The 26,257-nt window shown below is 51.7% G+C and carries 25 protein-coding genes and 1 pseudogene; 15 read left to right on the top strand and 11 right to left on the bottom strand.

Annotation, left to right across the window (positions count from 1 at the left end; all coding sequences use genetic code 11):
- The first annotated feature begins 229 nt into the window (after positions 1 to 229).
- On the top strand, positions 230 to 835 hold the full coding sequence (locus QSJ36_RS06260) for a type IV toxin-antitoxin system AbiEi family antitoxin domain-containing protein (protein WP_285467713.1): 606 nt from the start codon (positions 230 to 232) through the stop codon (positions 833 to 835).
- Positions 828 to 1,766, top strand: a pseudogene (locus tag QSJ36_RS06255) (nucleotidyl transferase AbiEii/AbiGii toxin family protein). Before QSJ36_RS06260 ends, QSJ36_RS06255 begins: the two are co-directional and overlap by 8 nt.
- A gap of 129 nt (positions 1,767 to 1,895) precedes the next feature.
- On the opposite strand, the gene QSJ36_RS06245 reads toward QSJ36_RS06255, so the two are convergent.
- The gene (locus tag QSJ36_RS06245) at positions 1,896 to 2,360 is read right to left on the bottom strand and encodes a DUF6088 family protein (RefSeq protein WP_285467710.1); all 465 of its coding nucleotides are present in this window, start codon (positions 2,358 to 2,360) and stop codon (positions 1,896 to 1,898) included.
- An 85-nt stretch (positions 2,361 to 2,445) separates the two neighbouring features.
- Here QSJ36_RS06245 and QSJ36_RS06240 point away from each other — a divergent pair, with 85 nt between their 5' ends.
- From QSJ36_RS06240 to QSJ36_RS06230, 3 genes are all read left to right on the top strand, one after another.
- On the top strand, positions 2,446 to 3,603 hold the full coding sequence (locus QSJ36_RS06240) for a radical SAM protein (RefSeq protein ID WP_285467709.1): 1,158 nt from the start codon (positions 2,446 to 2,448) through the stop codon (positions 3,601 to 3,603).
- Between the two features lie 13 nt (positions 3,604 to 3,616).
- Positions 3,617 to 4,381, top strand: a complete 765-nt coding sequence (locus tag QSJ36_RS06235; RefSeq protein WP_285467707.1) for a hypothetical protein — start codon at positions 3,617 to 3,619, stop codon at positions 4,379 to 4,381.
- Between the two features lie 190 nt (positions 4,382 to 4,571).
- Positions 4,572 to 4,769 (top strand): hypothetical protein, encoded by a 198-nt coding sequence (locus QSJ36_RS06230; RefSeq protein WP_285467705.1) that lies wholly within the window; start codon positions 4,572 to 4,574, stop codon positions 4,767 to 4,769.
- 95 nt (positions 4,770 to 4,864) lie between these two features.
- On the opposite strand, the gene QSJ36_RS06225 is transcribed toward QSJ36_RS06230, so the two are convergent.
- Complete coding sequence (locus QSJ36_RS06225; protein ID WP_285467703.1) at positions 4,865 to 5,158, bottom strand: hypothetical protein; 294 nt, start codon at positions 5,156 to 5,158, stop codon at positions 4,865 to 4,867.
- Between the two features lie 180 nt (positions 5,159 to 5,338).
- On the opposite strand from QSJ36_RS06225, the gene QSJ36_RS06220 reads away from it, so the two are divergent.
- Genes QSJ36_RS06220 through QSJ36_RS06205 form a run of 4 tightly spaced genes read left to right on the top strand, consistent with a single transcriptional unit; the run spans position 5,339 to position 7,206 of the window.
- Entirely contained in the window at positions 5,339 to 6,190 is an 852-nt protein-coding gene (locus QSJ36_RS06220; protein ID WP_285467701.1) for a DUF932 domain-containing protein, read from the top strand.
- Positions 6,191 to 6,235: 45 nt separating this feature from the next.
- Entirely contained in the window at positions 6,236 to 6,532 is a 297-nt protein-coding gene (locus QSJ36_RS06215; RefSeq protein ID WP_285467700.1) for a hypothetical protein, read from the top strand.
- A gap of 9 nt (positions 6,533 to 6,541) precedes the next feature.
- Entirely contained in the window at positions 6,542 to 6,700 is a 159-nt protein-coding gene (locus QSJ36_RS06210; RefSeq protein ID WP_285467698.1) for a hypothetical protein, read from the top strand.
- A 23-nt stretch (positions 6,701 to 6,723) separates the two neighbouring features.
- Positions 6,724 to 7,206: a hypothetical protein gene (locus tag QSJ36_RS06205; protein WP_285467696.1), complete on the top strand. Its 483-nt coding sequence runs from the start codon at positions 6,724 to 6,726 to the stop codon at positions 7,204 to 7,206.
- Positions 7,207 to 8,157: 951 nt separating this feature from the next.
- On the opposite strand, the gene QSJ36_RS06200 is transcribed toward QSJ36_RS06205, so the two are convergent.
- Both QSJ36_RS06200 and QSJ36_RS06195 read right to left on the bottom strand, forming a co-directional pair.
- Positions 8,158 to 10,086, bottom strand: a complete 1,929-nt coding sequence (locus QSJ36_RS06200) for a hypothetical protein (RefSeq protein ID WP_285467694.1) — start codon at positions 10,084 to 10,086, stop codon at positions 8,158 to 8,160.
- Between the two features lie 419 nt (positions 10,087 to 10,505).
- Positions 10,506 to 11,888 (bottom strand): tyrosine-type recombinase/integrase, encoded by a 1,383-nt coding sequence (locus QSJ36_RS06195; RefSeq protein ID WP_285467692.1) that lies wholly within the window; start codon positions 11,886 to 11,888, stop codon positions 10,506 to 10,508.
- A 727-nt stretch (positions 11,889 to 12,615) separates the two neighbouring features.
- Between QSJ36_RS06195 and QSJ36_RS06190 the strand changes: the two genes are divergently transcribed.
- A complete protein-coding gene (locus QSJ36_RS06190) occupies positions 12,616 to 12,987 on the top strand; it encodes a hypothetical protein (RefSeq protein ID WP_253231370.1) in 372 nt (123 codons plus the stop codon).
- A gap of 83 nt (positions 12,988 to 13,070) precedes the next feature.
- On the opposite strand, the gene QSJ36_RS06185 is transcribed toward QSJ36_RS06190, so the two are convergent.
- Positions 13,071 to 14,231, bottom strand: coding sequence for an MFS transporter (locus QSJ36_RS06185; protein ID WP_102736466.1), 1,161 nt, complete (start codon positions 14,229 to 14,231; stop codon positions 13,071 to 13,073).
- Positions 14,232 to 14,461: 230 nt separating this feature from the next.
- Positions 14,462 to 14,776 carry an NADH-quinone oxidoreductase subunit A gene (locus QSJ36_RS06180; protein WP_285467689.1) on the bottom strand — a complete coding sequence of 105 codons (315 nt, stop codon included), beginning with the start codon at positions 14,774 to 14,776 and terminating at the stop codon, positions 14,462 to 14,464.
- Between the two features lie 193 nt (positions 14,777 to 14,969).
- Here QSJ36_RS06180 and QSJ36_RS06175 point away from each other — a divergent pair, with 193 nt between their 5' ends.
- Complete coding sequence (locus tag QSJ36_RS06175; RefSeq protein ID WP_285467688.1) at positions 14,970 to 16,061, top strand: MBL fold metallo-hydrolase; 1,092 nt, start codon at positions 14,970 to 14,972, stop codon at positions 16,059 to 16,061.
- A 150-nt stretch (positions 16,062 to 16,211) separates the two neighbouring features.
- On the opposite strand, the gene QSJ36_RS06170 is transcribed toward QSJ36_RS06175, so the two are convergent.
- Positions 16,212 to 17,036, bottom strand: a complete 825-nt coding sequence (locus QSJ36_RS06170) for a Cof-type HAD-IIB family hydrolase (protein WP_285467687.1) — start codon at positions 17,034 to 17,036, stop codon at positions 16,212 to 16,214.
- Between the two features lie 18 nt (positions 17,037 to 17,054).
- On the opposite strand from QSJ36_RS06170, the gene QSJ36_RS06165 reads away from it, so the two are divergent.
- Both QSJ36_RS06165 and QSJ36_RS06160 read left to right on the top strand, forming a co-directional pair.
- A complete protein-coding gene (locus tag QSJ36_RS06165; RefSeq protein WP_285467686.1) occupies positions 17,055 to 17,315 on the top strand; it encodes a hypothetical protein in 261 nt (86 codons plus the stop codon).
- A 247-nt stretch (positions 17,316 to 17,562) separates the two neighbouring features.
- On the top strand, positions 17,563 to 18,924 hold the full coding sequence (locus tag QSJ36_RS06160) for an ankyrin repeat domain-containing protein (protein WP_022397229.1): 1,362 nt from the start codon (positions 17,563 to 17,565) through the stop codon (positions 18,922 to 18,924).
- 32 nt (positions 18,925 to 18,956) lie between these two features.
- On the opposite strand, the gene QSJ36_RS06155 is transcribed toward QSJ36_RS06160, so the two are convergent.
- From QSJ36_RS06155 to QSJ36_RS06145, 3 genes are all read right to left on the bottom strand, one after another.
- Positions 18,957 to 20,744, bottom strand: coding sequence for a sialidase family protein (locus QSJ36_RS06155; protein ID WP_285467685.1), 1,788 nt, complete (start codon positions 20,742 to 20,744; stop codon positions 18,957 to 18,959).
- Positions 20,745 to 20,829: 85 nt separating this feature from the next.
- Positions 20,830 to 21,618 carry a GDSL-type esterase/lipase family protein gene (locus QSJ36_RS06150; protein WP_102722747.1) on the bottom strand — a complete coding sequence of 263 codons (789 nt, stop codon included), beginning with the start codon at positions 21,616 to 21,618 and terminating at the stop codon, positions 20,830 to 20,832.
- Between the two features lie 155 nt (positions 21,619 to 21,773).
- A complete protein-coding gene (locus QSJ36_RS06145; RefSeq protein WP_285467732.1) occupies positions 21,774 to 22,403 on the bottom strand; it encodes a GDSL-type esterase/lipase family protein in 630 nt (209 codons plus the stop codon).
- A gap of 423 nt (positions 22,404 to 22,826) precedes the next feature.
- Here QSJ36_RS06145 and pflB point away from each other — a divergent pair, with 423 nt between their 5' ends.
- A complete protein-coding gene (gene pflB, locus QSJ36_RS06140) occupies positions 22,827 to 25,094 on the top strand; it encodes a formate C-acetyltransferase (protein WP_285467684.1) in 2,268 nt (755 codons plus the stop codon).
- 16 nt (positions 25,095 to 25,110) lie between these two features.
- Complete coding sequence (gene pflA / locus QSJ36_RS06135) at positions 25,111 to 25,893, top strand: pyruvate formate-lyase-activating protein (protein ID WP_022397234.1); 783 nt, start codon at positions 25,111 to 25,113, stop codon at positions 25,891 to 25,893.
- Between the two features lie 33 nt (positions 25,894 to 25,926).
- Here the strand turns inward: pflA and QSJ36_RS06130 are convergent, their stop codons facing one another.
- On the bottom strand, positions 25,927 to 26,208 hold the full coding sequence (locus QSJ36_RS06130; protein ID WP_102722744.1) for a helix-turn-helix transcriptional regulator: 282 nt from the start codon (positions 26,206 to 26,208) through the stop codon (positions 25,927 to 25,929).
- Positions 26,209 to 26,257 lie beyond the last annotated feature (49 nt).

The following is a 26,257-nucleotide window of genomic DNA, read 5'->3' as shown; positions in this document are numbered from 1 at the left end:
AAGGCGCTTGCGTTTAACCTCGAATGGTGCGGGAAGTAGGTAGCCACTATTCATTCAGAATCCTGTCGTGAGGTCGGCTTCTTTTTAGCTTGGAGATGATGTAATTTTATACTTTCTGCACACAGAGTTTCATAATTGCGTGCAGAAAGTATTGCAAGCAGGCTCTGATTGCCTCATATTACCGCAGGGAGCCGGATTTCTCTTCGTCAATCCGAAATGAACAGAGCCTATGACAAAACGGGAACTAGCAAAACAAGTGCTTGCATCATCAAGAGGTATTGCGAAAACGGCGGATTTTCTCTCTGCCGGCCTGAGTAAAACGAATGTGGCTCTTCTTTGTCACGAAGGGTTTCTTGAGCGTATTCGTCACGGCTATTACCAATTGGCCGATAATCAGTCCGTATCAGAGGAACTGCTTCTGTCCGCGCTGATTCCCGAAGGAATCGTGTGTATGGAATCAGCCCTTTTCTACTATGGGTACAGTGACTTTACTCCTCGAATGTGGTCGATTGCCGTGCCTCGCACGATTTCTCGCGTAAAACTGAAAACAGAAGCTGTACGTTTCCGAGCATACTATATTCCCAAAGCATATTATGAAATCGGAAGGACAACGGAAAAGATCAATGGCGTCCAACTTCCCATCTACGATAGAGAACGTACGATTTGCGATTGCTTCAAGTATCGAACGAAGCTGGATCATGAAACCTTCAACAAGGCAATTCACGCCTATATTGCAGACGACAAAAAAAATCTGAGCAATCTTGCCAAATACGCCAAAGAAATGAGGCTCTTCAAAAAATTAAATGCCTTGATGGAGGTGATGTTGAATGTCTGATCCGGGAGCATCCCTTCTAGCAAGGTTGAAAAACAAGGCTGTGGAAAGCGGGCGAAGTTATCAACTCTGCATGCAACTCTTTTGTCAGGAAGAATTTCTTCGACGCGTAGAAAAATCCCGGTATGCGGAGAACCTCATATTGAAGGGGGGACTTTTTCTCTATTCTCTCACAAACTTTGATAGCCGCGTTACGGTAGATGTTGATTTCCTTCTGAGACGGGTGCCCAACACCCCGGAACAACTGAGGGAAATTCTGGAAGAAATTATTGCCGTCGATACGGGGAATTACTTCATCACCTTCGAGATTAAAAACCTGGCACCTATTTCCGTAACAAAGAAGTACTCCGGCATCAGTGCTTCTCTGGTGGCAAAAATCAAAAATACACGGACACCGATTGATATCGATTTCGGCGTCGGTGACATTATCGTTCCTCGCCAGCAAAAGAGAAGACTTCCGACACAACTACCAGATTTTGAAGCGCCGGAAGTTCATACTTATTCCATAGAAACAACTGTTGCGGAAAAGCTGGATGCAATTCTTTTCCTGATGGAATTTTCTACCCGGATGAAGGATTATTATGATCTCTATTATCTGGCAAACAAGTTTGACTTTGACGGCACCGTATTGACCGAGGCCATCAAGAAAACCTTCCGGAACCGGGAGAGGCATTATACGATCGAGTAGTTCGAGCAGATCATGACTTTCGATGCCAACAATGGAATGCCGCAAAAATGGAATAACTTCGCCCGAAAACTTCATACGAAAACAGACAATTTCCAGACGATCTTATCGGTGATTCGCTCATTTATCTCCGGACCGTTTCAGGCTGTTCTTGATGAAGCGGACTTTTTTCTAACATGGAACTCTGTATCAGGAGCATGGGCTTCCCCCGACAGGTCTTCCGGCTCAGAAGATGGATCGACAAGTTGAAAAAAGTTCAAAGCCACACCCGGCATACCCAGTAGTCTTTCTCCAAGAAAAGAGCAGGCAAACCTAATTGGTTCTGAGTTTCAGCAAGCACATCACGCTACTGTTCGGGGACAAGCTGAAAATAAGGAATCATGACGGCAAATTGCAGATGATGGAGCGCATCCATTCAGGAGCTTGGGGTGCCCACTGGTTGAGTTGTTTGTTATCGTTCAACGAAAGATTTTGCGACAAGCGGTAACGCACTTCTTCCACACTAGTCTGATTCTTACCGAGGAAACGCAATGACATATATACTTCTCCCATGATGGCGCCTGACAAATCCATCAGGTTTTTGGCCATGCGGCGTAACCTGATTTGCAAAGCTCCGATACGGAATTCTTTTGACCGTCCATCTGTCAAATATTCATAAGAGGCGGGAACCTGATCGCTCAACCCGAGTTTGTTGGCAAGGCTTGCCCCGGACGGCATGATGCGGGAACCTGTTTTACGAGCCAGGGCCTGAATGATCTGATCCGGGGACGGAGGCAATGTCCATAAAATGCCCCTGTCTTCCATGAAAGAAAAGCAAGCCACTTGGATTTTGAATAAACCCATTCTATCAATCTAGAATCCTTAAGCGCATTCATTCAATATCATAAAATACTTTGACTTTGAAAATATATTCTAATATCTTATGACAATGTGGAACCAGTTCAAAAATGCGGTTCGTACGAAGAAAAATCATTTTAATGTTATGGAAAAGGAAAAAGACATCAATGAACTAGACTTTGTAGGAAAGCTCAAACACCCCTGTCTTTACCAACGAATGGTGCAGAGTCAGAAAGAAAGCTTATTCAGACCAATCGTATTTGAAATAGATTTAACAACTAGTTGTAATTATCGTTGTGACAATTGTATAAGCCATTCTGTTATAGGAAATAAAAGTATACCAATAGAAACATTGTTAAATCTTATAGATAAATCTTCTTTGTATGATGTCAGGGCAATATTATTTTCTGGAGGGGGAGAACCATTGACTTATCCCAAATTTGATATTGCTTTTACTAAAGCAAATGAAAAAAATATTACTACAGCTCTTGTAACAAATGGATATTTCATAAATAAATATTTAGATATACTTTCTGAGCAATCCTCTTGGACGAGAATATCAGTAGATGCCGCAAAAAACGATACATATAAAATATTAAAAAATACAGGGGATGATTCATTCAAAAAAGTCATATCAAATATATCCAATTTGAATAAAAATAAAAAAGGAAAAGTCGGCTTCAGTTTTTTAATGCATAGCCCTCCATTCTCTCGTGTTTCAAATATTGATGAAATATATCAATCTGCTCGACTTGCAAAAGAAATAGGATGTGATTATTTTGAAATAAAGCCAATATTAAATAAGTTCCATTTTTTAGTTGAACTTCCTTACGATACAATTCAAAAAATAAAAGATGAGATGGATAAAGTAAATTCATTGATCACTGAGTCATTTCGCGTAATTTATCCAGAATCTTTTCATCTTGTTCTGAAAGGAAAACTATCTCCTTCAGAAAAGTTATATAATCGCTGCCTCATAATAACTTATCGCTTGCTTATAACTCCTCACGGAATTTATCCATGCAATTATTTTCGAGGCGATCCTAAACATAAATTATTTGAATCTGCAGAAGAATTTTGCAATCGATGGGAAGGTATTCTAAAAGAAAATATTGTTTCTAGTGTTACTCCTCAGAAAGAATGTAATTTTTTTTGCAACAGAAATTTAATGAATATCTATTTATTAAACAATATGGATAATATAATTTCTTTATCTAACGAGGAAACTAAATTGGATTATTTTATTTGAAAATTTATATATTATGATTAAGAAAATATTTAAAACAAGGAACATACCGACTCTATTTATAATAATTATTGGGATAGCAAGTCTTTTCATAAAAGATCGTGATATAATAAATTCTCTAATTACTACATTAATTTCTATTCTAGCCTTAGATATTTTTTTAGAAAGAATAGGGATTTTAGATAAAATATACGAGCGACTTATAGAAAGCAAGCAACCAGAAAAAATTACTCTATTATCACGAGATAAAAATATGACTCAATTCAGAGAATTTATTTCAGAATCAAAAGAAGTAATGATAATCGGGATTGATTTAGGATTTTTAGCTGTATCTGAATTGCAAACTATAAAATCAGCGATTGCTAAAGGAACTAAATTTAAAATATTGTTAGTTAATCCTTCTGTTCAGGGGCATTATAAAACAATTGTAAACAGTCATGACGAACGAAATGTTTATGGGAAACAAGTTGTACACGACCACTTTTCAAATGCTAAAAAAACTATAGAAAAATTACAATCTATTAACGTGAATGATTCTATTGAAATTCGATATAGAGTCGATATACCCAATCCTACACTGACTTTTTGCGATCCTACAAAACGATATGGTAAAATGAGATTAGAGCTTAAAGCCTATAAAGATAACCATACGACTGTTCCATTCTTTGAATTACAGAAAAATGAACGATGGTTTCAACATTTTTTTGAAAGTTATTATGTTCACCTATGGAATGACTCTACTCCATTGCCAAAGGGAAAAGTTAATACCCCTCCCATGTGACAAATAATTGACAAGTAGTTATCAATATTAATTCTTTACCCCTCGTTCGGTAACCTTATGGTAACTAGCAGGTTCATTTTTAGCAAGTCACTTATACAATAATAGGTGTTAAGGTTACAAATCTGCTGCAGCCAAACCGGACACCGGGCATGCCGCCTTTGATCATGAACTTCAGCTGGTCACCTACCAGATGATGATCGAAGAAGCCACGGGAGACACGCCTCCGTCGCTGGATCTGATCTACCTGTTCAAAACGAAGACTTCGCAGGTAATCCGAGTCAAAATCCCGCCAGCCAACGAAAAGCGTAAGCAGCGCATCACCGACCTGTACAGGATCGTCTATGAAGGCATCACTACTGAACGTTTCCACTCTCAGCCCGGGATGTAATACACATGGTGCCAGCACAGAGAATGTGCCGGGTGGTGTGGGAGATAACAAAGCAGTTCTTATTCAAAAGTCTGCTGTAAAGGCATGGCTTCTTGTTAGTCTTCTTTACTCATTGCTTGATAGTACGCGTATGCGGCTTCGATGCCTCCCTCTTGCCCATAGAGATCATCGTTTATATATTTTAGAAAATATTTAACGGCCTTTTCTGAGGCTAGCAGGAGAATATTATCTAAATCACCATTATCAGAGAGAAAGAGCCTTTCCCCTTTCTCTTCAGTAGAATAACAACCATAAGCGCTTTTCTCTGAGACCGATCTATATACGCTATGCATTTCATCAACATCCTTGACTCTATCGCCGAGCCATTCCTTAAAGTCTGTAGTAACCATATTTATAATATAAATATTATCATATTTTCTGTCAATTCCGAACTGGGGCTCCTGAAAATCCCCCTCTCCTCACGTCATATATTCCTGAGGAAGTAGATTCTCCGCTTCCTGTCTGTGCCCGCCTCCCGGCCTTGTTCCGGGAGGCGGGCTTTTTGTTGCAACAAACCAATCATCAAAAACATGAATACTCATACATCCACACGTGAACTCTATCGCAACCGAGACAACAGCCCTCTGGACAGATTCCAGATCCGGCGCGTCGCCCCCTCCGTCTTCGCTGACCGCGAGGACGACAGCCGTTCGGGCAAATACCGCTTCGTCTCCTCCGATTCCCTGCTTGACCAGATGGAAGAGGCTGGATTCCTCGTCGTCGGAGCCCAGGAACAGCGTACCCGGAAACCGGACGGCACTCCCACTCGCAAGCACCTGATTCGCTTCGCCCACCGGGATGTGCTGGAACACAACCGTGACCAGCGCATCGAAGTGGTCATGATCAACAGTCACAACGGCAGCTGCTCCTACCAGCTCATGGCCGGGATCTTCCGGCTGGTCTGCACCAACGGCCTGATTGTCGGGGCACGCATCGCCGCCATCAACATCCGCCACATGGGCCATACCGGTGAGGATGTGATTGCCGCCAGTCTCCGGCTGGCCGGAGAAACGCCCCGCATCATGGACGACATCCATCGCATGCAGGGAGTCGAACTACACTACAAGCGACAGGTAGACTTCGTTCATGAAGCGGCACAGCTACGTATGGGAGACGACTACGAAGACAGGATACGTCCTGAAGCCCTTCTATCGTCCCGGCGCTGGAACGACATTGGCTTTACGGCGGGGGGCCCGGCTACCGTCTGGCAGTGCTTCAACCGGGTTCAGGAAAACCTGATACGGGGAGGCGTTCCGTTGAAGCCACAGAAGGACGGCGTATATCGTCGCCGTTCCCTGCGGGTGCTCAATGGCATCGACGGCAACACACGCCTGAACCGGGAGCTCTGGGATCTGGCTGACAGCTATACCCTGAACAACTGACCTGAGAGGACCATGAGAAGAAAACATCATCTACGGTTGAAGCGTATGGGGCGGATTCCATCCCTGACCGGGCTGGAACTATCCATTCTCCTGTACCTTCACGGCGACTTTGAACGAAGCGATGAGGAAATCACGGCGGAATGCCATAATATCGAGCAGGAAAGCGTCAGGCATGCCATCCGTGGTTTAGCAGACAGTGAGTTCATCATCCGTACGAAGGAAGAATTCCTGCTTCGTGCCGACTGCTGGCTGATTACGTATGCCGGACGGCTGGCGCTCAAGCAATGGGTGTCTTCTGCGGCTCTGACTCGTCGATCATCCAGGACAAGAGTTCCCGCATGAGACACGGCCATGAACATGAAAGATATCATCATCGCTTTGGTAGCACTCGTACTGCTGTGTCTGCTGGGGCCGGTCGTAATCGGAATCCTGTCGGCTCTGGTGGCCGTGGCTCCGTATCTACTTGCCGTGCTGTTGATCCTGGGCGTCATCGCCTTCTTCTGCAAGTAACTCTGACAGGAAAGGAACGAGACATGAAGACGATTCCCATCATCGCGCAACTGCGCTCCACGAGTGGATACGATACGGATGCTCCGTATGTGTACATGGAACTGGACGCGGAACTATTGGCCCGGATCGAGAGAGCCGTGTCGCTTTACAGCAGCCATCAGAACGATCCCTCACTGGGGTTGAGCAAGCTGACGATTCGCGGCCCATCCATGACGGCACTGGTGAACCTCCCGGAACTGACGGAAGAACAGCAGGAGTCACTGGACGAAGACGAAAGCATCCTGCTTACCTCACCGATTTCGGAAACGGAACTGGATACACTGGAAAGCTGTATCCGGCTCTGTGGTGAAGGCATCGACATCCTTGATGCCCGTTGCCTGTACGCCATAGCCTGCAACAAGCACACGCGGGACATGTATGAAGCCAATATCGGGGCAGTGCTGAAACACCTGTTCGGCTCACACCATCACCCAGGAAAGGAGGACTTGCCTGATGCTGACGATTGAAAAGTACAAGGGCACCCGGTTCTGGGCCGTCTTTCGCGACGGAGAACTGTTGGCCGTGACCGTGTACAAACGAGGAGCCCAGGCTATTGTCAGGGCATTGGAAGGCAAATGTAAATGAATGCCTTCATTCAGCAGCTCTTCTTCATGAAGTCGGGCTGTTTTTTAGCTGCCATAGGGAGATTCCAGTTTCCGATTCCGGAATACGTATACGTATGAAAAACATGAGTACAACAAGTATAAGGGAAGTGAATGAGCGTGTCAGGTACCTCGAAAACCATGGCTGGCAGATAGTGCGGATCGAGAAGATCAAGCAAGCCAAGTACAATACCTTCGACAGGAAGATCATTGCACGTATCCCGGAAGATCCTCGCAGGAGAAGCCGGGTGTGCAAACCTCCATGCTGCCGGTGCTGTCACTGAACCCAGTGTTGCACTCAGTGCAACACTTTCTTACAAAATCCTGCACTGAAACAGGGTAAATGTTGCACAGAAGGCACAGAATGGCAACAGTCTAATGAGGGCTATTCGGTGCGAATGATTGATGATTAGTCTGTTGTCGAAAAGTGAGTTATGGTGTAGCAGATCGGTACACCATAACTCTTGAAATAACACGCGTACGAAACATTCCTCCCGGAATAAAACCGCACAGGCAAACTTTCCTCACGCACTTCTTCTAAAGAAGAAGTGCGTTGCTGACAACGAAAAGAAATAAATTCCCTTCTGCCGAATAATTGCGACCATCTTGCAGCATTCTCTCACAGCCCCGGAGATGGTTCTCCGGGGGCTGTGAGAGTTTTTAGCTTTAGAATGGCCCAGGACGCCCGTTTGTCCTCCGAAGATGAAGACATTCAGAACAGCGCCTTCCAAAGCGGCCTGAAGCCATTTATGCTCAAATATCGAGGATTCTCTACCACAAGCAGACTTCCCGTGTGGATTGCTTGTTGCAAACAGGTTATTTTTTTGAACCACCCTGATATTCCATGAGGTCGAGTCCGTAGGTTCGCAACTGCATAAGTTCGGCCACAAGGTTCCTGACAAACTCGGCTTTTAGCGCATTGAGCTGCCATCTTTTCATTCCGAACAAAATTTGATAATCGATGTCTGTTGCTTTCTCCTCCAGATACCTGAAAAGGTCAGGATATTCGAAAAGTTCTTTCCAGTTTTGTGACTGATGAAATTCCTGCACCTGTTTATTCGGGATTTTGATCTTGCCCAGGTAGTGGCCCAACACATACGCTTCGATACCATCCGAATTAAAGCCGTACCAGCAAGGAATTCCTTTGTCGTCAAATGGGCCTGTTTCCCAATGTTTAATACTGGCATTGAGGTGGGTTTCGCGTTGGTCTTTCAAATACAACCGCAGCCCATCTTCTGTCCAGGAGGGGATCTGGTGCCCGTCAGCCGGTTTTGGCCATTCCTTGAATTCCGACAACATCTCCGGGCACAGAGATACGATACGGCATATGCGCTCTGTTATTTTTGACAGCCAGGAACCTATCCTTTGAGGGTGATAAAATTCGGGAGAATCATGAATTTCATGAATCACTCTGAACGGTTGCTTGCTAACGTTAAATCTCTGGACAATCCAATCGACAAATTGAATCGAGCACTTGAGAGCAAAAGCTCCAAGATCATCCAGATAGTCTTTGTAGTCCGTCATGGTGGAATCAAAGAGAAGCCGGGCCCAATGGGTATATTCAAGCAGCCATAAAATGATAGCACCGGGAGACAGGTTCTCTTCATTTTTGTACAGTGCAATAGCCTTTCTTACATCGGCCATGGCAGCTCTCTGCCACTGTTGAAGCAGCCTGTTCAGCTCCCGCAAGGAAACCTCCTCTCCTTCCTTTCGATAAGGAACCCATTCCGGGATCAGCGGCTCATCACCCTGTATCCCGGGGGAAGAGTCGAGACTGGGGCGGTCAGGGCGCAGCCCTGCCGCCGCAGGCGAGCTATTCATTCTCGTCGAAGTCGTCGGTAACGATAGGTTAGAGGCAAGGCCGAGACCTATCGTTACCAGACTTTTATTATTTACGACGCAATTCTTCATCTCGGTCATACGCAAATTTTCATCTTGGTTTTGCATAGCTTCAATTCGTACCCGACGTCCATCAGGTATCTTCAGAGGAGGGTTCGAAACAGCTTTGTATAGACAAAGGGTAGCTCGAACATCCCTTTTGCTCCGGAGAGGTGATTCTTCCAGATACCCGGCTTTTCGTAACTTGTTAAGGCGAGACTTCAGCGCAGACACAGTGATATTCTTGTTCAAAAAATGAGGCAGTTTCTGATGAATAGCCTTGAGGGTATGATTTTTCGGAGGTGTCGTCTGGCAATGGATGTATAACCAGAGCCAGAATGCCCGGTCCTTGGCAGTAAGTCGAGTATCCAACATTGGCCCGTTGGGAACGGGGATTTCTATATTCTTTATTCCTCTTTTGTCGATATTTCGAATGATTTGCGTGGAACTTTGATAGTTTTGGCGATCGTAAGTGGTAAAATCTCTAGGAACACCTCCTTTGGCTACTCCCATCCAATTATCAGGGAAAGCGGCCCTGGCCCTCCAGTTTTGCAGGTCATGATAATACAGAGGCGTTCCTTCTTTTTTTGGTATTTGCTGTTTACTGCACCAACTATTTCTCGCGAGGGCATTTAGTACAGAAGGCAGGGTTCTTACGGAAATGCCTGTTGCTTTACTGATTGAACTGATGGTATGTACGGAAAAGCAATCGCGTGCGTAAAGATAGAACCAGACAACTGCCTGGTTGTGATCTTCGAAGAATGAAAGCATAATCCGAGGGAAAGGCGTGTAGTTTCCTCTTATTTCGGTATATTGTGCTTCGATTGATGCGTCGGAACGCTTCCTTTGTTTTTTGTGGGCACTCATGATTGGTATGAAGCAAGAGCATACTTTGCTAGTGAAAATGGTACCTTCAGGCGCTCTTGATACTGAAGGGGGAAAATAATGTGGGATCTCGTTTGGATCTCCCGTTCAAGTTTTATGAGACTCAGCGAGTCTCCTTCCCGGCTATACCGGAGTGCCTGCCTTCATCAAGAACGCAGGACAATTAACCTTATTAAGTAATATGAAAAATGCCCCTGTCGTGGAACCCCGGCGAACTCGCTGGGGGTGGAACTCAAGGAACGGGTATGAGGAGCTAGACCACCATTCCTTGTACGTTCCGGGTTTATAGAAAACCCAATGAAACGCTTGAGAGCGTCAAGAAGTCCTGCGCTTAATAGCGACTGACAGACAACAGAAATCAATTACTATATCCAAAGAAAAAGGTCAACAAGAACAACAAGTTAATGACCTGCTTCCTTCGGCAACACATTGAACCATGCTTCGCCTTCAATTGCACGAACACCTTCCCGGTAGTGCTTTTCCGTCATGTTAGTTCCTGAATGCCCTAGCCACATGGATACCCGGGGTATATCGTGTGTTTTGGCTGCAGCATATGAGGCAAACGAATGGCGTAGGGCATTATGCGGTAGTGTTATGCCTGCAATTTCTGCCATTTTTTTGAGGCAGCGTCCATGGCGATTCTCGTATAATCTGTCAATTTCGTCAGGAGCTGGTTTATATTCTGCCAAGGCGAGCCAAGCCTTGGCGGCAGCAGGAAGTGGAACAAAACGTTGTTTCCCGGTTTTGGCTATGGAGGCCGAGACAAATACTTCATCCTTTTCATCAAGGATGGCATCCGGCGTTATTCTAACGCATTCGGAACGGCGCAGCCCGCAAAAGGCGGCCAGGACCAATCGGAACAACATTCCTCTGTCGTGCTCAAGGGCAGCTTGCAGGAGTTTCTTCAGTTCAGACGGAGAGATGATACCAATCTGGACAGATTCCGCTCTCGGAGCAAGCGTTCTTTCAACCGGGTTATACGCAATGAGGTCCCTGCTCTGCGCCCAGACAAAGAATCCATGCAGGGTTGTACGGTAACGCCGTTTGGTAGCATTACTGAGTGGTTGTTTCCGATATCGGAATGAGGCCAGCTTTTCTTCAATCATGTCCGGCATTATCTGATTGAGCGGAAGGTCTTCCCATCCCAGTGACCATTTCTGCAGTTCCATGATCATGCTGTCATGATGGGCTTTTTTGATCAGGTTAGATTCGAGCTTCTTATCGATAACTTCCTGATATTGTTCTGCGAGGGTGCCGAACTTTCTTTTGAAGTCAACTTTGACCTGTTCTTTCTTGTTTGCAAGGAATCTGGTCAGAGAAAACAAATTGGTCAGTTCTTCCAGCCTGTTCAAATTTTCCTCGTCCGTACGCGTTACCATCCAGTTGCCATTAGCGTCTTTCCGACCATAAATCGCGCCACTGGCTATTTCCCGCTTCAGGTTCTTCAAGGCTTCACGTACTACCAGATACAAAGGGAGAGAAGATTGTTGGGTTACTTCATCATAGATGTTCCTGAATTCTCTCCATAAAAGAATAGCATTGTAGTCCTGTTCATCTACATGTTCCCTCCATTCCTGCTTTCGCAAGTGTTCCGGCAACATATCGTCCAATGATTGATGCTGAAGCCGTTGATAGGCATCAAGAGCTTCTTCGTAGGAATCAAAGAGTCGGTGAGTTTCCCGGTCGCCGGACATATCACGCACCAGCCATTTTTTCTTTCCCCGGTGCTTTCTCGGGGAAAGAGAGGCATGTGAACCGTATTGATTTTTTCGGGATCTTCTCACGGTTGAAAGTATCCCATGATCATTTATATTGACAAACCAAAAGTGTGTACAAAGTGTGTACAGTCATATAACTAATTGATAGTTAACGTACAGAATCAGACTTAGGATCTGGTGCCGAAAGGCGTACAGGTTCGAGTCCTGCCAGGCGCACCATTTATGCCCCTCCTTAAGTAAACAACTTGAAGGGGGGTTTTTGTTTATGGTGAAAAATTGGACCCTTTCAAGCCGCTTTCGCCCCTATTTGACAAGGTATTTCCGCCATGCAAGCTACATCATGCACGGGTATTTGGCCGCCATGTAAAACAACAATCCAGTGCCTTATTCATCATTATCTACGCTTGTCACCATCAGGTAAGGCGATTGAATGAATTACTCCGCAGTAATGACAAGAAGTACCCGGCTGACGGCTCCCAACAGAAAAGCCGGCGGCCGCCCTTCGCACTCGCCTGCCCTGTCCGTACATTTGGAAGTCAATTCGTGCCTCCGGCAAAGAGAATATTCTAAAATCCTTATTAAAAATTAATTTAAAATCCTTATTATCAATACAAAAAAACAATCATGCATACCATACCCAAGAGAAAATAGAACCCGTTAATATCGGAAATTTCATACCATACCCCCAACAATACGGTCACAACTGTCTCCCAGCCGCTATCAGGGCCCGGCTCCATTTATTCCCAGAAGGCGGAGAGTAAAAACCAACCCGCTGATTACCAATTATAAAGGCTTGTTAACATTTGACGCCAATCCGGCAGTATTGTCCTCCGTCGGCCTGAGATCGTGCGTTTCGGTCATCTACACATCGACAGACATACACGCTCAAGCATGCGCCCATGTTCATCACGCCAATTGCGGACCCCTCACACCAGCTGATATTTATCAAGCTATCCAGTCTCTTTACCCGGACAATCCAGGCTATTCACCCGATCCCCGTAAAATCTATCTAGTCTATGCCCACCTCGGCAGCAACAATCTATATGAAGTGGAAATCAAAAAATTGCCGGAATGCGATATTCTCATAAACAACATCATAGAAATAGAAGAATTGCCTGTAGATAACTTTGGAATAGATAATAAGGGCTGCATAGGTTGCGCTTAATGACGTACCCGCATGCCCGCGCTCATTTCCTTTTCCCTGGCAAACAAGCAGCCCTGAGTTTTTTCATTCCCTTTTCCGGAAGTTTACCTGAACTTTTTCAGGAAGGGGGCGATGAACGCCGTGCCCAGCCCCACCAGGGCAATGAGGGAGAAGGACCACCGGAGGGAGAAAGCATGGGCAATGTGGCCGATGACCGGAGGCCCCAGCAGGAAGCCCAGAAAGCCGATGGTGGAGACGGAAGCCAGGGCTACGCTTGGTATCATTTTTTTGGATTTTCCGGCCATGCTGTAGCAAAGGGGAACGATGGAGGAGGTACCGAAGCCCACCAGCAGGAAGCCCAGCGTGGCGGACCACAGCATGGGGAACAGGACGGAGACCAGCAGCCCGGAGGCAATGAGAATGCCGCTGGCGCGCAGCACGCGCACGGGGCCGAAGCGCATCACCATGCGGTCCGCCGTAAAGCGTCCCAGGGCCATGGTGCTCATGAACGCCACGTAGCCCATCTGCACCAGTCCGGGACCGGGCTGCACCACGCTTTCAAAGTACACGCCGCTCCAGTCAAACATGGTTCCCTCGCTCACCATGCTTCCGAAGGCGATCAGTCCGATCACCAAGACATAGGCATCCATGCTCCGGAACATGCCTCCGCCCTGGGTGGAGGAGCGGCGTGCATCCCGCGGCAGGAGGGAGGGGGAAAAGACGGCCAGAATGACCATGCACATCAGGAAAATGGCGATGAAGTGCATTTCCGTGGATACCTTCCAGTCCACCATCAACGCCCCCAGCAGGGCGCCGAAGAATCCCGCCAGGCTCCACAAGCCATGGAACCGGGCCATGATGCTGCACTGGTACAGCCGCTCCACTCCCACGCCCTGCGTGTTGACGGAGATATTCGTCAAATTAGCGGCCACCCCGAAGAAAAACAGCCCCGCCGCCAGTTCCCAGAAGGAGGACGCCATGCCCAGATACACAAGCACGGCGGGATAAAAGATGGAAGCCGCTATCAGTATCCTCCGGCTGCCGCAACGGCCCACCAGATAGCCGGACAGCGCCATGGCGGACATTTGCCCCACCGGAACGGCAAAGAGCACGGAGCCAAGGTCGGCGTCATTCAGTCCCAGCGCATTCTTGATGTCCGGAATGCGGCACGCCCAACTGGCGAATACCAGGCCCTGGAGAAAATAGAAGGTGCTGACCGACAGGCGGTAGACGCCCTGCGTCGTTTTGGGAAGAGGCAGATTCATGCTGGATTTCCTGGTCACGCAGACGCTATCCCCATTCCCTTTCCCTGGCAAGAGAAATCATCTTTCATACAATAAGAATTTATCCGCAAAAGAGACATAGAGGCAAGGAATAAGCCTTAAGGGGATTTTTCCCCGCCATAGGATTTCCCAGGGTTGTCCCCTCTCTTCCCCATGAAAAACGCCGCGTTCCCGACGGAGCACGGCGTTTGATGAAATGGAATAAGGAAGGGTCAGCGGGGATCGTGGTGCCAGTTCAGGGCCCCCTTGCCCAGCGCGTACAGGTAGGCCACCAGCAGAATGCCGATGAAGATGCACATGGCCGTGAAGGATTCCGGATTCATCATCACATAGTCCCGGAAGTTGACGGCCCAGGGATAGAGGAATACCACTTCCAGGTCAAAGATGACGAAGAGCATGGCCACCATGTAGAATTTCACGGAGAACATGGGAGCGCCTTCCCCCATGGGAATCATCCCGCATTCGTAGGGAATGTCCGCAGGCTTGCGCACGGAGGAGCGCTTGCCCATCAAGATACTGAGCAACAAGATAATGCCGGCCAGCCCCAAGGCTGCCACCACTTGCACAAGCACTGAAAAGAATTCCTGATTCATGACGTCTGGCACGGATGTACCATATACGCCCCGGAAAAGCAAAACTAAAAAGGGCGGCGGCTTTCATGCTGACGGGGGCGCCCGTTTCCTCCCGGAACCGGAACCGTTATGATGGACCGCGTTCCCCATGTCCCTGCATTCCTTCCTCCAGTCACGGCTCTGCCGCACATTTTCCTTAGAAAAACGGGCGGCGCAACGGTTCCACTCTCCGGAACCGATACCGCACCGCAGCCACTGGAGCATCGTTAAATGGATGCTCACGCGCCGTCCGCGCCCCTATCCGTCCGTGGCGGAAAACGCCCGTATTCCCTCCTTTCATGTTCCCGTGGAACGGGGGCAATGGGAGGCCGTCATGGTCAATCATGCCACCATCCTGATTCGGCTGCACGGCCTGAACGTGCTGACGGACCCCGTCTGGTCCGGCCGCGTGAGCCCCGTGGCATGGATGGGCCCCAAACGGAAGCGGCCCGCGGGTATCGCATGGGAGGATCTGCCGCAAGTGGACGTCGTACTGGTTTCACACGACCATTACGACCATTTTGACGCGCCCACCCTGAAAAGGCTGGAGGAACGCTTCCACCCCGTCTTTCTTGTTCCTCTGGGGCTGCGCCGCCTGCTTCTCCGCCATTGCGGCGCACAGGCGCAGATCCGCGAGCTGGACTGGTGGCAGTCCGCCGCCCTGCCGTCCGGGGATGGGGAAACCACCGTCACCTTCACCCCCGCACGGCATTACAGCGGCCGCAGTCCATTCCACGGAGACGCCAACCGGTCCCTGTGGGGAGGCTTTTTCCTGCGCGCGGCGGACGGTCCGGGCATTTATTTTGCCGGAGATACGGCCCGGACACGCTTTTTCGCGGAAATACGGGACCGCCTCGGCTCTCCGGACCTGGCCCTTCTTTCCATCGGGTCCTATCTTCCGGAAGAACTCATGGCAGGCGTCCATCTGTCGCCGCGCGACGCAGTCCGGGCCTTTAAAACGCTGCGCGCCAGGCAGGGCATGGCCTTCCACTTCGGCACCTGGCAACTGGCGGACGACGGCTACCAGGAAACGCTGGACGATTTCCGGGAAGCCCTTCGCCGGGAAGGCGTGGAGGAAGCATCCTTCATTGCCGCGGACAACGGGTTTACGCTCCCATCAAATGGAGAACCCAGTCCCCAGCCGCTTCCATCAGAACCAGACACCCCGCCAGAATCCCAAGAAGGGGATCCTCCAGCTTGAACAGCAGAAAGCCAGTTCCCGGCAAAACGCCGCCCACGCAGGCGAACACGGCCATCACCGGCATGGAACATAAGCCTGCCAGCCACGCCAGCATGCCCCATGCCCTTGTTTTACCAGTTTCCCTACTCCCGGCAATATGGACCGGACGGCTCAGCAGTCCCCGGCCCCACCCTGCGGAGCATGGACCTCCAGCAACTTTCCGAGCACCTGCATGACTCCGTTTTCCTGATTGGACGGGGCCTCAAACGCGGCCATGGCACGGATTTCCGGCACGGCGTTCGCCACGGCATAGCTGAACCGGGCCTGCCGCATCATTTCCGCATCATTCATCTGGTCCCCAAAGACCATCGTTTCCTCCGAAGAAATGCCCAGTTTCCGCTGAATCAGCTCCAGGGCGGCGCCCTTATCGGCCCCCTTCCGGCTGATGTCCATCCATTTTTCTCCGGAGACGGCCACCTGGAAGCCATGCTCCAAATGCTTCAGGCGGGAATAACTGTTTTCCTTCGCTCCCTTGAAGTCATATACGGCTATTTTCAGCAGCTTGTCCCCCTGCACGTCCAGCAGGTCATCCACCTCCTTGCAGCGGGTGTAATACCGGCGGGCCTCCCGGACGAATTCCGGCTGTTTATCTTCAATATATGCGGAGTCCAGGCCCGCAAGGACAATGCACGTCCCTTCAATGCGCCTGATCATGGCAATCAGCCCGGCCACCGTTTCACGGTCCATGTCCAGCACCAGCCATTCTCTGGAACCAGACGCCACATAGGCGCCGTTTTCGGCAATGAACAGCATCTGGTCCGCCACGGGGGCAAAAGTCCGGCGCAGTCCGTCATACTGGCGCCCGCTGACCGCCGCAAAGCGGATGCCCCGATGTTCAAGTTTTTTAAAGAGGGAGAAAAACGCGGGGTCCAGTTCTCCCTTCCCATTGAGCAGCGTTCCATCCATATCGGACGCAATAAGTTTGACGGAGTCCATAACGTTGCCTGAATCATCATGCGCCGTTTCTTCCAAGGCAAGAGCGGCTTCAGACAGCACGGGCCAGGCGGCGGAAGAGACGTTTCAGCACACAGTAACGGAAATACCGCCTTTTTTCCGGCTGTTTTTACGGAAAACTGGTGCTCCCTGCATTTTTTAACTTCAATGGCAACAACAGCAAATGAAAGAAATTTTAAGACAGACGTCACAACCACAACGCCTAACGCATCATACCGGATTGTGAATCCGGACATAATTCAAATAATTGGAATTAAATGAACCACATCATAAGACCCATGTCCAATATGACGTCCGGGGCATGACACCATATTTTCCGCCACCCTCGCAAATGACTTTATCCACGGGCTTCTTTTCCATATCAGGCGGGAAAAAATCTCCCTCCGGATTCACAATCCGCCGTTTAAATTTCCATATAATTCGCTCCGGGCATTCCTTGCGCGTACCATTTTTTCATTGCCCGAAGTTACGGATTCCTGCATCATGGCTTTTTGCAGTTCCCCTGCTTATGATACACACGACCTTAAGAAAGAAAACCCTCTGGTTTCTTGGAGCTTTGAGCGTTTTTGCGGCTCTTGTTGCAGGCTCCACCATTTTCTGGTTCCTCAGGAATGACCCTTCCCCCGCGGAATGGAAATTCAACCCTATCTGGACAAAAGCGGAAAGGGAGCAAATTCTTACCGCAGCGGATTTCACGGCGCACCGCAGCCCGGAGCGTTTCATTTTCCGCGGGCTTTCCCCCAATTCCCGCCATATTGACTGGCACATGTTTTCCGAGGTTTCCATGCGCCAGTACATGCAGGACGAAATCAGGGAAAGGCTCCAGATGATCCGGAATACGGCGGAGAGCGCGGACGGCCGCTGCAGCACCTCGTCCCACGAAACCCTGCTGCACCTAGCTGCGGGGCTCGGAGAGGTGCAATTGCTGGGCCGCCTTCTGCAGCGCAACGCGGACCCGAACCTCCAGATCATCCTGCCGCACCAAGCCCTTCCCTCCATCCCGGGGTCCGAACAGGGGGATACACCCCTGACTTATGCCTGCCAGCCCGGAATGGACGATACCAGGCCCCTGCCGGTGCACAACAGGCTTTCCTGCCTTAACCTGCTGATCCAGAACGGCGCGGATGTGGACAAACCGGGCCCGATGGGCTGGCCTCCCCTCGTCATGACCTGCGTAGCCGGCATCGGAGGTGCGCCCTATGAGGAAACGGCTCTGTTTCTTCTGAAATGCGGGGCGGATATTTCCCTCCAGCCGGAATTGAGGGGTAAAAAAACCAGTCTGCTGACCTGGGCCGCCGCTGCCGGATACCCTCTTCTGGTCCGCAAGCTTTGCGAAGCCGGGTATGATCCCAATTTCCGCGGAGAGATGACCCCTCCCCTTCTTTCCCTGAACCTGAACACCCCGAAAACCGCGCTGCAAATCGCGCATACCCTGCTGGAGTACGGGGCGGACGTCAACGCGGCCATGCCCATGAACACGGCTCCGCCGGATTCCGGGGGAGACACGGCCCTGCTGAACCTGTGCCGCCAATTGGCTTTCATTGATATATCCCATCTCCCCCAAATCAGGGAACTGGTCAATCTTTTCATCAGCGAGGGGGCGGACGTCAACCATCAAAACGCAGCCGGAGAAACGGCCCTCATGCTGTGCTGCCGTGACATGCTGCTGGGGGACGATTCCCTTGACCGCCTGAAACTGGGCATTGCACGCCTGCTACTGGACCACCAGGCAGACCCTTCCCTGCGTGACAAGTACGGGCGCACGGTCCTTCAGCAGATAGGCAACCGGTCAAACGACCATCTGCACATGGTCCTGAAGAACCTGCCGGAGTTAAACGCTTCACCGCTTCCGAAAAAGAGAGGCCGCTGAGTTCCTGCCGCCCCCCTGCGGCAGGACGCCTTTTATTTCACCCGGGCGTTCACCGTATCCAGCAGGACGCCGGCATCCGGTTTGGAACCGGTGCTGATGAAATGGATGTAACTGGCTCCGTTGGGAGACTGATTGGCCATTTTCAGCGTTCCGGCCTTCTTCCCGTCCAGGGAGACCACAGCCTGCGGCCCCTGCCACAGAATGGAAATTTCATGCCACGCGCCGGGCGCAAAAGGAACTTTTTTCATGCCCAGCAGCAGATGGGGCGCGGGCTTCAGCTTGATGGGGAAGGTGAACAGGGCGTAATCCTTCGTGGTGGTATCACAGGCATTGAACAGGCGGTCCGTCAGGGAAACCTGAAGGCCGGAATCGTCCGCCTGGTCCCCGTCCGCCACACGGAAGCGGAACTTGACCAGCCCCGTGGTCCCGTTCGGGAAGTTCCAGGTGGCGCCCCCGTTCTGGTAATCTACCCCGGCTTTTTCATTAACCAGTTCCGTATCGTCCAGGCGCTTGATTTGCAGCACTTTTTTTCCACCTCCGGAGGGGTCGGGCACCAGTTCAGCGGAGGGCTTCCGGTTATAGCTGCAATGGCCTTTTTTCTGGGGAATATAGGTATGGATGGTCCACTGGCCGTCCAGGTCCCTGCCCGTCTGCGTGGCGCGCGTCTTGGCAGCCACCCAGCGGCGGTCCACGATGACCAGGCGGCGGTGGTTTTTGTGCTGCCCCAGGGAAACCAGGATGCGGTTCTTGTCAAGCTGCACCATTTCACTCTGGTGCTTGCCGCGGTCCTCCGGACCGTCCAGGGTGGCATAGCCGGGATGGTTGCGGTGTTCGTCCAGAATGATTTCCCGGAATCCGTACCAGGTCTTGCCCTCGTCATTGGAAAGGGCAATGTGGTGGGAATCACGGTTGGTGAACACGTCCTCCCACGTGCCGTTGCCTGCCGTGGCGTTTTCAGGCAGGGCCATCGTGTTCGTCCACAGGGAGACGATGGTTCCATCATCCAGGCGCCCCAGCGTATTCATGGTCAGGGTTCCGAAGAAACGGGACGGCTCCGGCTTGCTCCATGTTTCACCGAAATCCTTGGAGAAAGCCTGCCACGCCTGGTCCTGGGAGGTGCGGGCCAGCGCCCAAAGGGTGCCGTCCTTCATTTCCAGCACCGTGGCTTCCACGGCATTGTTGAACCACCTGACGCCCTGGTGGGGCGGCTTGGCTTCATGCTTGGGAGAGGTAACGCCATTTTTGGACACGCGCCAGGTCAGGCCTCCGTCGTCGGAAATATGGAACTTGGTGCCGCCGCCCATGTTATGGAACGGCACGATCACCCTCCTGCCCTTGTTGACAAAGGTGGGCGTGCGCATGATGCCGCCCAGTTTTTTCAGATTTTTCTGCTTCTCCGGATTTTTCCAGTCTTCCTCCAGCTTGCCGTCGTTCGTGACCGCAAACCACTTGCCGTCCAGGCCTCCCTTGGAGAGGAAGATGAACCCTCCGATGGGCTGCACGCGGATGAATTCCCTGGTCACGGGGTTGCGCGCAATCGCCGGGGATTCCTTGGGAATGCCTCCATAGTTGGGCGGGTAGCCGCTCGGGGCCGCCTTCATTTCCCAGGTCTTTCCGTTGTCCTTGCTGACCAGGTAGTCCGGTTCCTTGCGGGTGCCGGAGTAATGGCGGATTTCACGGGAGTTCACGCGGATGAGGCCGCGTCCGGCATCGGACGGCGGCGTAGCGACAATTTCAGGCTCCGGAGCGGGAGCGGCGTTCTGCTGGGCATAACAGCAGCAGACGGAACCGGCAAACAACGCAAACAACAGGTTTTTCATAAATCAAATACTAAAGGCGGTACATTTTCCTCAAACAGGACTTTCCCTTCAAGCACAATTCCCTCCTTCCGCAAAAAGACCACCGTCAGGAATGCTTGTCCGCGGATTTCCCGCCGCGGTATTTCGCATCCAGCTTTTTCAGAAGTACGGACAGTTCCTTCTCCAGCACCTCATACCCTTTGGCATTGGGATGCACTACATCCTTCATCAATTCATTGCGCGGAGAAACGCCGTCCGCGGAAAGGAGAGCCTTCCCCGGATCGGCAAAAAAGACGTTTTTTCCATTCTGCAGCTTTGCGAGCAGCTTGTTCGTCTGCTTCACCGGCTCCGCCAGGTTTTTCTCCCTCCTGGGCAGAATGCCCAGCAGCAGGATTTTGGAAGAGGGGCATTTCTGATGCACCAGGCGGACAAATGCCTTGATATTGTCCGCACAGGCCTGCGGCGCATCCTTGCGGTGCCCCAGATTGTTGGTTCCCAGCAGAATAATGATGACCCGCGGGGAGATGCCGGCCAGTTCCCCGTCCTGCACGCGGTAATAGGCGTTGTCCACATAATCAAAGCCAAAGCCCATGTTGGTCACCGCATGGGGACCGAACAATTTCTCCCAGGAGGCCTCCCCCGCCTTCCTGCTGTCTCCGGAGGGTTCCCCTCCCCAATGATGGGTGATGCTGTCCCCTATCATCACGTATTCCGGCTTCACGGCCCGGTTCCGCTTCTTGACGGCTTCATGCCGCGCATTCCAGTCATACGGATCCCGCTGGTGGGGTTCCGGCTTCAGGGTGGCGGGCAGCGCGGCCGCAGGAGCGGAAAATGCGGGGAGCGCCAGGCAGGCGGCGCCCAGCAGCGCAGTGAACGTATACAGCAGGGAATTCATGACGGAAAAACGGAATTGAAAAGCAGTTTAAGGAAATACTTCCGCGCATCAAGACCACATGCTGAAGCGGCCTTTCCCGGAAGAAAAAGACCACTGCCCCGACAGCCGGCCATGCCGTGCCGGAACATCAGGACGCGCATCCTCCCATTCCTGTCTTACCGAACTACGGAACCTCCCTTGTATCTGCCGTCTATTTTCTCCAGAAGCGAACTCAATTCCTTCCCCAGCACGTCATATCCCGCAGCACTGGGATGCAAGCCATCCACCAGCAGGCCGCTCTTTGGCGACACGCCATCTTCTGCCAGAAACGCCGTGCCCGGATTGGCAAAAAACACCCTCTTTCCATCAGCAAGAACGGATATCATTTTATTGGTTTCCACAATCAGGGGCGCCACCGCCTTTTCCTTCCTGGGCAGAATGCCCAGGAGCAGGATTTTAGAGGCCGGGCACTTCCGGCCCACCAGGCTCACAAAAGCCTTGAGGTTGTCCGCGCATGCCCGGGGAGTATCCTTCCTGCCGCCAAGATTATTGGTTCCCAAAAGCACGATGATCACGCGCGGAGAGATTCCGTCCAGTTCCCCAAGCTGCACACGGTAGTAGGCATTGTCCACGTAATCTGAGCCAAACCCCATATTGGTCACCGTATGAGGGGAGAAAAGATTTTTCCATGCCTCCTTTCCCGTCCCCAGGGCCCTGTTGTCTCCGGAAGGCTCCCCTCCCCAGCGGTGGGTAATGCTGTCGCCAAAGACGGCATATTCCGGATTAACGCTCCGGTTCCTCTCCATCACGGCCTTATGACGGCCATTCCAGTCATAAACGGCGCGCTCGTTAACCTGAGGCTTTAGCGTAGACGGCAGCTCATTGGCGCACGCGCCGGAGAAAAAGGCCGCGCAAGAAACTCCCGCCAGCAACAAACAGAGGAATGAATGGGATTTCATCAAAATGATAGTTAAATATTGTTGGCGGCAATTTGGAGAGTAAAGAAAAAACTATCCCCCATAACCGTAAATTTCCCTCATTTTTTATTCCGGAACAGCCAGATGCCTGAAACAGACCAGCGCAACCGCTCCCGTTCCCCCTCCTGGAAGAATTGGCCTTGTTGACCGCTAACATTCCCGGTATAATCAGGCGGTGCGGAGTTTCGCCGCTTCCGGGCTTTCAGCGGGCGCGGAGCGTCTTTCTCCGGTCTTCTTCACTACATCCTATTTATGATCAGCATAGTAAAAGACTTGAAGGAGTCCCCCGCCCTTCCGCAGGAATGGCAGGGATTCAAGCCGGGAGCATGGACGGAGTCCATTGACGTACGGGATTTCATCCAGAACAACTACACGCCCTATTCCGGCAATGAAGAGTTTCTTTCCGGCCCTTCCCAACGCACGCTCCGGCTCTGGGAGGAACTGAAAGTCCTGCTGAAACGGGAAATAGACAACGGCGGCGTGCTGGATGCGGACCAGGAAGTGGTCTCCTCCATCGTCTCCCACAAGCCCGGCTATATTGACAAGGAGCAGGAAGTGGTGGTGGGCCTCCAGACGGACGCTCCCCTGAAACGCGCCCTGATGCCCTTCGGCGGCCTGCGCATGGCCCAGCAGGCCCTGGAATCCTACGGGTTCAAGATGTGCGAAAAAACGGCGGATATTTTCAACAAGATACGCAAGACGCATAACGAGGGAGTTTTCGACGCCTACACCTCCGACATCCGCGCCGCCCGCTCCGCCGGCATCATCACCGGACTTCCGGACGCCTACGGCCGCGGCCGCATCATCGGGGACTACCGCCGCGTGGCCCTGTACGGCACGAACAAGCTGATTGCCGAACGCCGCAAGGATCTCAAAAACCGTGAAAATTCCCCCCTTACGGATGAGCTGATCCGCCTGCGCGAGGAAATGAGCGAACAAATCCGCGCCCTGGAGGAACTCGCCCGGATGGGCGCCTCCTACGGCTGCGACCTCACCCGCCCCGCCGGGAACGCCCGCGAAGCCGTGCAATGGACCTACCTGGGCTACCTGGCTGCCGTGAAGGAACAGAACGGCGCGGCCATGTCCCTGGGCCGCGTCTCCACCTTCTTTGACATTTACTTTACCCGCGACCTGGAACAGGGCCTCATCACGGAAGAGGGAGTGCAGGAAATCATTGACCAGTTCGTGATGAAGCTGCGCATCGTCCGCTTCATCCGCACGCCGGACTACAACAACCTGTTCTCCGGGGACCCCACCTGGGTGACGGAATCCATCGGCGGCATGGGGGAAGACGGGCGCACCCTCGTCACCCGCAGTTCCTTCCGCATGCTCCAGACGCTGTACAACCTGGGTCCGGCTCCGGAGCCGAACCTGACGGTGCTGTGGTCCGGGAACCTGCCGGAAGCCTTCAAGAATTTCTGCGCCAGGGTTTCCATTGAAACGTCCTCCGTCCAGTACGAGAACGACGACCTGATGCGCCCGCACTGGGGCGACGACTACGGCATCGCCTGCTGCGTGTCCGCCATGCGCATCGGCAAGCAGATGCAATTCTTCGGCGCGCGCGCCAACCTCGCCAAGTGCCTGCTGTACGCCCTGAACGGCGGCGTGGACGAACTCAAGGGGAAACAGGTGGCCCCGCCCTCCCCGCGCTATACGGAGGAAGTGCTCAAGTACGACGAAGTGATGGCCCTGTACGACAAGATGCAGGACTGGCTTGCCAAAACCTACGTTGACGCGCTGAACATCATCCACTACATGCACGACAAGTACTGCTATGAACGCATTGAAATGGCGCTGCATGATCCGGAAATCCTGCGCACCATGGCCACGGGCATCGCCGGGCTCTCCGTGGCCGCGGACTCCCTGTCCGCCATCAAGTACGCCACCGTGAAGGCCGTCCGCAATGAAGAGGGCCTGATTGTGGATTTCAAGACGGAAGGGGAATTCCCGTGCTACGGGAACAACGACCCGCGCGTGGACGAAATCGCATGCAGCCTAGTCAGCAACTTCATGGAAAAGCTGCGCAAGCTCCACACCTACCGCAATTCCCTGCCCACCCAGTCCATCCTGACCATTACCTCCAACGTGGTGTACGGCAAGAAGACGGGCAACACGCCGGACGGCCGCCGCGCCGGGGAACCGTTCGCGCCCGGCGCCAACCCCATGCACGGAAGGGACAGGAACGGAGCCGTGGCCTCCATGCTCTCCGTAGCCAAACTGTCCTATGGCGACTCCCTGGACGGCATCTCCTACACCTTCTCCATCGTGCCGCAGGCCCTGGGCAAGGAAGAAGGGGAACGCCGCACGAAGCTCGTCTCCCTGCTGGACGCCTACTTTGCCGCCACCGGGCACCACATCAACGTGAACGTGCTGGAGCGGGAAACCCTCCTTGATGCGATGGACCACCCGGAAAAATACCCTCAGCTCACCATCCGCGTTTCCGGCTATGCCGTGAACTTCATCAAGCTGACCCGGGAACAGCAGCAGGAGGTCATCAACCGCACCTTCCATACCCGTTAACCCAGCCAGGAAGCGGATGCCGCAGGCTTTCTCCCAGAATCCGGCCCCGGACGGTGAAACTGCCGTCACCGGACTGGTCCATTCCGTGGAATCCTGCGGCACCGTGGACGGTCCAGGCATCCGCTTTGTCCTCTTCCTGTCCGGGTGCAGCCTGCGCTGCCGCTACTGCCACAATCCGGACACCTCCTACGTGCGGAGGGGACGCCGCAGAAGCGTGGCCGACGTCCTTGAAGAAATAGCCCGCTACCGGGATTTCCTGCTGGCGGCGGGCGGAGGCGTCACCCTTTCCGGGGGAGATCCCCTTTTCCAGCCGGATTTTGCGAGAACCGTACTGAAAGGATGCAAGAAACTGGGGCTGCACACCTGCCTGGACACCTCCGGCCATCTGGGCGCGAACGCGGATGAAGAACTGCTGGCGAATACGGACCTCGTCCTGCTGGACATCAAGGCGTGGAACCCGGAACGGTACCGGGCCCTGGCAGGCGGGGAATTGCGCCCCACCCTGGAATTCGCGGAACGCCTGGCCGCCCTCCGCAAACCCGTCTGGCTGCGCTACGTCCTGGTTCCGGGCCTCACGGACAACATGGAAGACATCACAGAGCTCTCCCGCCATGCGGCGCGCCTGGGCAACGTGGAGCGCGTGGACGTGCTCCCTTTCCACCAGATGGGGCGCTTCAAGTGGGATGAACTGAAGCTGGACTACACCTTGAAGGACGTTCCGGAACCTTCCGAGGAACTGACGGAACAGGTCCGCGACATCTTCCGCCAGGAAGAAAATTTAAAAAGTTCCGTGCATTGAAGGCAGGAAAAATTCTTTTCAACCATGAGGCGTTTATAAAACATCCATTCCTCCTTTTACCATTCCAAGTAAAATCTCTACCTTATATTCAGCTTTTAAAGCACGTTCACGCCATATTCTGACATCCAAAGCCAGACCCTCCTCCCGTGCTTGTAACAGCAACGCAAGAATACATTCCCGTATGCAGGGAGGAATTTTTTCTCCCTGTTCCAAACGAACTATATCGGTCACGTCATATCCAGACAATTCAGCAAGATGTGCCAGCGTTAAACCGGCATCATTTCTCAACTTTTTAAAATTAATGCCTTTAGACATGACTTCCTGTTTAACACAGGCGTTTCTTCATCATAAGAAAAAGGACTAA

This window comes from Akkermansia sp. NBRC 115031 (assembly GCF_030268505.1).
In the GTDB taxonomy this organism is placed as follows: Bacteria; Verrucomicrobiota; Verrucomicrobiia; order Verrucomicrobiales; family Akkermansiaceae; genus Akkermansia; species Akkermansia massiliensis.
The sequence above is the reverse complement of the archived record's forward strand: the minus strand, read 5'-3'. Positions and strand labels throughout refer to the sequence as shown.

Excerpts from the sequence above, each read along its gene's own strand:
- QSJ36_RS06260 (WP_285467713.1), top strand. The coding sequence starts at position 230 with ATGACAAAACGGGAACTAGCAAAACAAGTGCTTGCATCATCAAGAGGT.
- QSJ36_RS06245 (WP_285467710.1), bottom strand. The coding sequence starts at position 2,360 with ATGGGTTTATTCAAAATCCAAGTGGCTTGCTTTTCTTTCATGGAAGAC.
- QSJ36_RS06240 (WP_285467709.1), top strand. The coding sequence starts at position 2,446 with ATGTGGAACCAGTTCAAAAATGCGGTTCGTACGAAGAAAAATCATTTT.
- QSJ36_RS06235 (WP_285467707.1), top strand. The coding sequence starts at position 3,617 with ATGATTAAGAAAATATTTAAAACAAGGAACATACCGACTCTATTTATA.
- QSJ36_RS06230 (WP_285467705.1), top strand. The coding sequence starts at position 4,572 with ATGATGATCGAAGAAGCCACGGGAGACACGCCTCCGTCGCTGGATCTG.
- QSJ36_RS06225 (WP_285467703.1), bottom strand. The coding sequence starts at position 5,158 with ATGGTTACTACAGACTTTAAGGAATGGCTCGGCGATAGAGTCAAGGAT.
- QSJ36_RS06220 (WP_285467701.1), top strand. The coding sequence starts at position 5,339 with ATGAATACTCATACATCCACACGTGAACTCTATCGCAACCGAGACAAC.
- QSJ36_RS06215 (WP_285467700.1), top strand. The coding sequence starts at position 6,236 with ATGGGGCGGATTCCATCCCTGACCGGGCTGGAACTATCCATTCTCCTG.
- QSJ36_RS06210 (WP_285467698.1), top strand. The coding sequence starts at position 6,542 with ATGAACATGAAAGATATCATCATCGCTTTGGTAGCACTCGTACTGCTG.
- QSJ36_RS06205 (WP_285467696.1), top strand. The coding sequence starts at position 6,724 with ATGAAGACGATTCCCATCATCGCGCAACTGCGCTCCACGAGTGGATAC.
- QSJ36_RS06200 (WP_285467694.1), bottom strand. The coding sequence starts at position 10,086 with ATGAGTGCCCACAAAAAACAAAGGAAGCGTTCCGACGCATCAATCGAA.
- QSJ36_RS06185 (WP_102736466.1), bottom strand. The coding sequence starts at position 14,231 with ATGAATCTGCCTCTTCCCAAAACGACGCAGGGCGTCTACCGCCTGTCG.
- QSJ36_RS06175 (WP_285467688.1), top strand. The coding sequence starts at position 14,970 with ATGTCCCTGCATTCCTTCCTCCAGTCACGGCTCTGCCGCACATTTTCC.
- QSJ36_RS06170 (WP_285467687.1), bottom strand. The coding sequence starts at position 17,036 with ATGGACTCCGTCAAACTTATTGCGTCCGATATGGATGGAACGCTGCTC.
- QSJ36_RS06165 (WP_285467686.1), top strand. The coding sequence starts at position 17,055 with ATGCGCCGTTTCTTCCAAGGCAAGAGCGGCTTCAGACAGCACGGGCCA.
- QSJ36_RS06160 (WP_022397229.1), top strand. The coding sequence starts at position 17,563 with ATGATACACACGACCTTAAGAAAGAAAACCCTCTGGTTTCTTGGAGCT.
- QSJ36_RS06155 (WP_285467685.1), bottom strand. The coding sequence starts at position 20,744 with ATGAAAAACCTGTTGTTTGCGTTGTTTGCCGGTTCCGTCTGCTGCTGT.
- QSJ36_RS06150 (WP_102722747.1), bottom strand. The coding sequence starts at position 21,618 with ATGAATTCCCTGCTGTATACGTTCACTGCGCTGCTGGGCGCCGCCTGC.
- QSJ36_RS06145 (WP_285467732.1), bottom strand. The coding sequence starts at position 22,403 with ATGGAGAGGAACCGGAGCGTTAATCCGGAATATGCCGTCTTTGGCGAC.
- pflB (WP_285467684.1), top strand. The coding sequence starts at position 22,827 with ATGATCAGCATAGTAAAAGACTTGAAGGAGTCCCCCGCCCTTCCGCAG.
- pflA (WP_022397234.1), top strand. The coding sequence starts at position 25,111 with ATGCCGCAGGCTTTCTCCCAGAATCCGGCCCCGGACGGTGAAACTGCC.
- QSJ36_RS06130 (WP_102722744.1), bottom strand. The coding sequence starts at position 26,208 with ATGTCTAAAGGCATTAATTTTAAAAAGTTGAGAAATGATGCCGGTTTA.